Here is a 6568-nt window from a genome sequence, read left to right as displayed (position 1 = left end):
GCTCAATGTTTTACGTGCAACGCGATGCGCAAGGCCAGTTGATTCGCGTGGAAGCCGCGGCCTACGCCGAGGCCACGGAAACGCTGCCTGCCGACCACCACGAAATCCAGGCGTGGTACGCCAACGAAGCCGTGGAAAACAGCCTCAAACAGCTCAAGCAGAGCGACTTTGAAATGATTCGGGTACTCGACGACCTGATTCAGGTGTTGACCCAGAAAGGCGTGATTCGCGTCACCGACCTGCCGCCGGCGGCGCAGGCCAAACTGATGGACCGGACCCAGGCGCGTGAAGCGTTGGGCGGCTTGAGCCAGTTGATCGATGAAGATGAAAGCGGGTTGATCTGATCCGCTCAGAATCAAAAGCCCCTCACCCCAGCCCTCTCCCGGAGGGAGAGGGAGCCGATCAAGTTGTGTGGCGCTATACATCGACCTGAAAAACCGGGTCGATTATGGATTCAAGACAAATCGCTCACGTCGGCGTACTTCCCGAATATCCCCCAATCAGTCCCCTCTCCCTCTGGGAGAGGGCTAGGGTGAGGGTTGCTTTTGCGATGACTCACCGCCAAGGCTTGGGCTCACCCAACAACTGTCCCTGAACCCCATACAAGCCCATCTCGCGAATCACCGACAACTCCCCCTGCGTCTCGACCCGCTCGGCAATCAGCGGCAGATCAATGCTGTGCGCCGCACGCTGGATCGCTTCGATGAACAGGCGTTTGTCGCTCTCCTGATCGATCGCACGAATGTAGCTGCCATCGATCTTCAGGTACGCCAGCCCCAGCCGCGCCAGGTTGCCGATCATGCTGAAGCGGCCGCCAAAACGTTGCAGGCTGAGGGAGAAGCCGAGTTCGCGCAGACGTCGGGTCAACTGCTCCAGCACCGCTTGCTCGGGCAATTGCTCCTCGCCGATCTCAAGGGTCAGTCGCGCGCCGAGGTTGGAATGCGCCCGGAGGATTTCGAAGACTTTGTTCAATGCCTGCGGATCGCCCAGGGTCGCCGAAGACAGGTTCAGCGCCAGCGACTCTTCATGCCCTTTCATCTGCTCCAGCACACGTTCGAGCATCAGCCGATCGAGCCGCGCGGTCCAGCCGAAGCGCTCCAGCCACGGCAGGAAGCGCCCGGCCGGAATGGTCTGGCCCTGTTCGTCGAGCAAGCGCGAGAGCACTTTGTAGTGCAGCACCAGTTGCGTGTCCTGCGCCGCTACCACCGGTTGGAAATACAACTCGAAACGCTGCTGACTCAAGGCCTGGTCAAGCAAGCGATGCCAGGCATGGTGATCGTCACCGACATCGGCATTCAGGCTCTGATCGATGCACGCCCAGTTCTGCTCACCCTGCCCCTCAGCCTGCGCCAGCGCCTGATCGCCAAGGCTGAGCACCGCTTGCGGCGAGTCGCCGTGAGCGAACGGCGCGAGACCGATCGACGCCACCGCCGGCACATCGGTAGCCCCCGTGGCGTGCAGGCTGCTCAGGGCGTTGTCGAGATTCTGCGCCAGTTGCAGCGCCTCCTTACGCACCAGTCCCGGCGCCAGCACGGCGAATTCACCGCCACGAATACGCGTGACGAGGTTCTGCGTTTCCGGGTACTTGGCGCATTCGCGAGACAGTTGCTCACCGACCGCTTTCAACAGTTCATCGGTGCGCTGCCCACCGAGGCGCTGGTTGAGCCCGGCCAGATCCTTCACCCGCAACAGCAACAGATAACCAGAGCTGGCCTGCTCCGGGTTACTCACCCGGTTGTTCAGTTGCATCTCGAAATAGCGCCGGTTAGCCAACCCCGTCAGGTTGTCCTGATAAGACTCGGTGCGCAGTTTTTCACTGCGCTCGGCCTGTTCCTGAAACAGCGCCTTGAGCTTCTCGACCATCTGATTCATCGCCTGTACGACGCGACGCAATTCAGGCGTGCGCGGCAGTTCAGGCAAGCTGAGAAACTCGCGGCGGGCAATCGCGTGGGATTGCTGGACCATGTAGTCCAGCGGCTTCAACTGCCGGCGCAGCAGCAGCGCCCCGAGCACCGCACTCACCGCGCCGCAGATCAACAGCCAGCCAAGGCTGCCCAGTGCGCTTTGCCACAGCTTGGCCACGGCGAACATCGGATGGCTGACCACCTCGACCCTTGCAGCCTGCTCCCAGCCACGGCTGACCAGCGCATCGCCACCGGCCGGTTCCAGGCCGATCAGATTGACGAACCACTGCGGCACGTTGCTCACCACCGGACTGCCGCTGCGTTCGACGATGGGCTGGTCGGTCTTCAGATCGACCACACGGATGCTCGCGTAGTAACCGCTGTCGAAAATCGAACTGACCAGCAACTCGACCATCGCCGGGTCATCGATATTCGGCGTCAACGACAACGCCAGCGCCGTCGCGGCGTCCTGGGCGTGGGAGCGCAACTGGTTGACGTACTGGGTGCGCGAGCTTTCCAGGCTGACCATGAAGCTGCCGGTAAAGGCAACCACGAGGAACAGACAGATAGCGATCAACAGCTGTTTGAACAAAGACATCTGAGCGCATGCTCCTAGTTAGTCGTCTCGACCGGAAAACCTTCGGCCTGCATTTTCTTCAACACATCCTGCCAGCGCGACAGGCGTTTGGTGTCACCGACCTTTTTATTGCCCTTGGCCCCGGGCAGATACAGTCCTTCAGCATTGAAAGAGTAGACCGGCAGCAAATCGGTTCGCTGCGACGCCGGCTGGATCGGGTCGATCAGGCTGTCGAGCACCAGCGGCATCGCATCGGGGGTGGCATAGTAAGTCAGCACCATGTGCGCGCGGTTCTGGCGCAGTGCCTTGACGTAGGTAATGCGCAGCTTGTCACTGGACACCCCGAGATGGCGCAGGCTGAAATACTTGGCGATCGCGTAGTCTTCGCAGTCGCCGGCGCCCTTCCACAGCGCTTCGATCGGCGTTTCCCAATAATCGACCTCGTGCCACAGATCGATGTCCTCGACGTAGCGCACCTGCTTGTTGAAAAACAGGTTCACCACTTTGAGCTTTTCCATCTCGCTGGCCTGCTGTTGGGTGGCCAGCAGATTCTGCCAGGCATCGATGCGTTGCTGCCCGGCGCCCAGCGGTCCGTAGAGTGCGGTGGCTTTGCGGCTGATCGCGGAAAAATCCCAATCGGCATGCAGACCGCCCAGCATGACGCCGGCCAGCAGCAGTGCGCAGCCGAGCCAGCGCAGAGTCCGGGGGATCGCGAAACGTACCGCCACAGCAGGTTTCCAGGGGGGCAGGATAGAAAGCGTTTGATGGTGAAGCTTAGCCGGCTAAAAAACAATGGCACCATGAGATCATCGCGACCGCGCTAAACTGCAAATGTAACGGAGTTCTTCTACACGGTTTGACAACCTGTAGAGCAATCACTAGTGTCATTTGGATCCAAATTCAGCCGACAACAGGGTGCGTAGTCGTGACACAGAAGCCCAAACCGCTGCACAGCATCAAAGTCGATGGGCCGATCCCTGCGCATCTTGCCCGTTCGGTCATTGAGGAAACCCTGCGCGCCGCCATCCTTGATGGGCGCTTGCCTTGCGGTACTGCCTTGCGCCAGCAGGATCTGGCCGATCTGTTCGGGGTCAGCCGCATGCCGGTGCGCGAAGCCTTGCGCCAGCTCGAAGCGCAGGAATTGCTCAGCGTTACCGCGCACAAGGGCGCAGTGGTTGCACCTTTGATTCAGGGCGATGCGACCGAAACCTATGAACTGCGAATTCTGCTCGAGACCGAAGCTCTGCGGCAGTCGATCCCGTTGCTGACCAGTGCCGACCACGAACGCGCCGCCGCTTATATCGAAGAGCTGGAGCGCCAGCACGACTATAGTGAAATCGGCCGGCTCAACCGCCTGTTTCACATGGCCCTGTACAGCAAGGCGCCAAACCGGCGCCTGTTACGGCTGGTCGAAGACGGGCTTAACGAAGAAGAACGCTTCCTGCGTTTCAATCTCGAAGCCATGGGCCTGGGCAAGCTGTCTCAGGACGACCACCGGGCGATGCTGCAAGCGGCAATCGCGGGTGATATCGAAGGCTCGGTGAAGTTGCTGGTGCATCACCTCAATCGCGGTGTCGATGTCATTACACGCTTCCTTGCCAGCCCCGCCAGCCAAAGCCGCAAAACCTCGCGCTGAGCCCGTCGCTACCGACGAATCACCCGCTTACAAATCCCTCGACCGATCCACCACGAAAGCCAGTGGCGGATTGGCGCGCCCGCTCTAACCTTCCTGCGCCGCTCAGTCCGATTTCGCCCTTGGCGATCACCAATCGGTAATAGCCGTGGCGGCAATTTACCCGCACTCTTGATCCGCCAACCCAATAAAGAACGGGCGACGCACCGCATCGTCGGCGCAGTCCCCGCACCAGGAACCTACGGAAGGAGCCTTGTCACGGGAAAAGGAAGTACAGGCGCCGGTCACGGCCAACTTTCGCCCCTTTAAAACTCTTAATTCTCTTCAGTAGAAAGTTGCTTCGAGTGAGGCATTCACTCTTGTCGATCAATTTTGGCCGTTATTGGCCGAAAGGAGCAACTACGCCCAAATAAAACTTGAAGCAAAAGTTTTATTGGCACTCTTCATATTCAAAAAACAGCCAACTTAAAATAATTCAAAATATACTTGTTAAACACTTTCCGCTTGTATTAGTTTTTCCTCGCCGAGTTTGAACTTCGCCATTCATTCCGGCACATGCCTAACGCTTAACCCGCAGTGACTGCGGCTTTACGGCCACCAGCCCAGAGCGCTGCAGACTGGCACTAGCAACTTTCGGCCATTCGCGCAGGACGTTATCCAGTTTGCAGCCTCGACATGAACAAGTCACTGCAGCATTGATTGCGTAGTTGAAAGAGCAGTTCCATTTCATATCAATGATAAAGGACATCATGATGCCCATTAAGAACCAACTCGCCCTGAAAAAAGCTGAACTAAGTGTTCACCCGATCTTTTCCGAGATCACTTCGCTATCGGTATTGCGTCGGTTCATGGAGACCCACGTATTTGCGGTATGGGACTTCATGTCGCTGACCAAGCGTCTGCAGCAGGAACTGACCTGCACCCGCTTGCCCTGGCTACCGCCGCGCGATCCGCATGCCGCCCGGCTGATCAACGAAATCGTCTTGGGTGAGGAGTCCGACGATCGCCTGGCAGAGGGTCACTACAGCCACTTCGAGTTGTACCTGGATGCCATGCGCGAAATTGGCGCCAGCACCACCGCGGTGGAGCGCTTTGTCGCCCTGCAGCAGGAAGGCGTGAGTTATGACGTGGCGTTGCAAAGTGTCGACGTTGATCCGGCGGCTGCACAATTCGTCCGCGACACCTTGCGCATCGCCCTGCATGCGCCGGGACACAGCGTGGCCGCAGCATTTCTGCACGGTCGCGAGAGCGTGATCCCGACCATGTTCCAGCGCATCCTCGACGATTGGGGCATCGGCATCGAGCAGGCGCCGACCTTTCGCTATTACCTGGAACGGCACATCGAGGTCGATTCCGAGGATCACGGCCCGGCGGCGGAGCAACTGCTGGAGCGTCTGGTCGACGGCGACGCGCAACGCGAGGCCGAGGTCTACGCCAGCGCCATCGCTGCCGTCGAAAGCCGCATTGCCTTGTGGGACGGCCTGCGCCTGAGCATGCGCGAACCGTTGGCCGAGGTGGCCCAATGAACGCCGCCGACTATCAATCTTTCGCGGATGTCTGGGAGAGTCGCGCAACCATTCGCACCCGTCCTCGACGTGTACTGGAGGACGACGAGCGCCTGATCTATCCACTCAGTCGCCAACCGCTGGTGCTCAGCGAAACCTTTCTGCGCGAATGCCCGCAACAGCGTGATTTCGCCCTGGTGCAGACGCTGTACAAGTTCATCAACGATGTGGTGATTTTCGAAACGGAAATCGTCGACAAGACCGCTCGCAGCATCGCCAAGAATCGCTTCGCCGTGGCCTTCCCGTTCGCCTGTCGCTACGACGCGATGACCGTGGTGGTCGACGAGGATTACCACGCGCTGGTGGCCATGGATTTCATGCAGCAGACGGTCGCGATGACCGGCATCGAGCCGATCCGCTTGCCCGACGAAATCGAACTGAGCCGGGCGATTCCCGCCGCCGTGGCCCTGGCACCGGAGCACTTGCGCAGTGCCGTGGAGTTGATTTGCGTGGCCATCGCCGAGAACACCGTGACCGGCGATGTTGCGGCGTTCGCCCGCGATGACACGGTCAAACCGTCGATCAAAGGCCTGATGGCCGACCACCTGCTCGACGAAGGTCGCCACTCCAGTTTCTGGGCGCGGATGGTGCGCATCTATTGGCACACGGCCAGCGACGCGGATCGCGCGACCATTGCGCAGATCCTGCCGGTGTTCATCGGCCATTACCTGACCAATGACATCCAGAAAACCTTCGATCTGCGCCTGATCGACGCCTTGCCGGTCAGCGCCGCGACGCGTCGCGCGCTGCAGGAGGAAATGACCGGGCTGGCCTTTCCGATCAATCGCCATCACCCGCTGGTGGGCAACATCGTGAAGTTCTTTCACAACAGCTCGCTGCTCGACACACCGTGCGTACAGCACGCCCTGCGCGACTACCTGGTTTGATG

6 protein-coding genes are annotated in these 6568 nt (G+C 59.6%); 4 read left to right on the top strand and 2 right to left on the bottom strand.

Annotated elements, in window-relative coordinates:
• Positions 1-5 precede the first annotated feature (5 nt).
• Positions 6-344 carry a tryptophan synthase subunit beta gene (locus C2E19_RS01770; protein ID WP_129387275.1) on the top strand — a complete coding sequence of 113 codons (339 nt, stop codon included), beginning with the start codon at positions 6-8 and terminating at the stop codon, positions 342-344.
• 211 nt (positions 345-555) lie between these two features.
• Here C2E19_RS01770 and lapD read toward each other — a convergent pair whose 3' ends face one another.
• Positions 556-2502: a cyclic di-GMP receptor LapD gene (gene lapD / locus C2E19_RS01765; protein ID WP_129387272.1), complete on the bottom strand. Its 1947-nt coding sequence runs from the start codon at positions 2500-2502 to the stop codon at positions 556-558.
• Positions 2503-2516: 14 nt separating this feature from the next.
• On the bottom strand, positions 2517-3209 hold the full coding sequence (gene lapG, locus C2E19_RS01760; RefSeq protein ID WP_129387269.1) for a cysteine protease LapG: 693 nt from the start codon (positions 3207-3209) through the stop codon (positions 2517-2519).
• Positions 3210-3406: 197 nt separating this feature from the next.
• Here lapG and C2E19_RS01755 point away from each other — a divergent pair, with 197 nt between their 5' ends.
• From C2E19_RS01755 to C2E19_RS01745, 3 genes are all read left to right on the top strand, one after another.
• Positions 3407-4117, top strand: a complete 711-nt coding sequence (locus C2E19_RS01755) for a GntR family transcriptional regulator (RefSeq protein ID WP_129387266.1) — start codon at positions 3407-3409, stop codon at positions 4115-4117.
• 749 nt (positions 4118-4866) lie between these two features.
• Positions 4867-5640, top strand: a complete 774-nt coding sequence (locus C2E19_RS01750; protein ID WP_372238454.1) for a DUF3050 domain-containing protein — start codon at positions 4867-4869, stop codon at positions 5638-5640.
• The gene (locus C2E19_RS01745) at positions 5637-6566 is read left to right on the top strand and encodes a diiron oxygenase (RefSeq protein ID WP_129387260.1); all 930 of its coding nucleotides are present in this window, start codon (positions 5637-5639) and stop codon (positions 6564-6566) included. Before C2E19_RS01750 ends, C2E19_RS01745 begins: the two co-directional genes overlap by 4 nt.
• Positions 6567-6568 lie beyond the last annotated feature (2 nt).

Source organism: Pseudomonas sp. DTU12.3 (assembly GCF_004124275.1).
Lineage (GTDB): Bacteria > Pseudomonadota > Gammaproteobacteria > Pseudomonadales > Pseudomonadaceae > Aquipseudomonas > Aquipseudomonas helmanticensis.
Note: the sequence above shows the minus strand (reverse complement) of the source record. Positions and strands in the feature narration are given on the sequence as shown.

Coding starts and splice junctions, on each gene's coding strand:
- C2E19_RS01770 (WP_129387275.1), top strand. CDS start 6: ATGTTTTACGTGCAACGCGATGCGCAAGGCCAGTTGATTCGCGTGGAA.
- C2E19_RS01750 (WP_372238454.1), top strand. CDS start 4,867: ATGCCCATTAAGAACCAACTCGCCCTGAAAAAAGCTGAACTAAGTGTT.
- C2E19_RS01745 (WP_129387260.1), top strand. CDS start 5,637: ATGAACGCCGCCGACTATCAATCTTTCGCGGATGTCTGGGAGAGTCGC.
- lapD (WP_129387272.1), bottom strand. CDS start 2,502: ATGTCTTTGTTCAAACAGCTGTTGATCGCTATCTGTCTGTTCCTCGTG.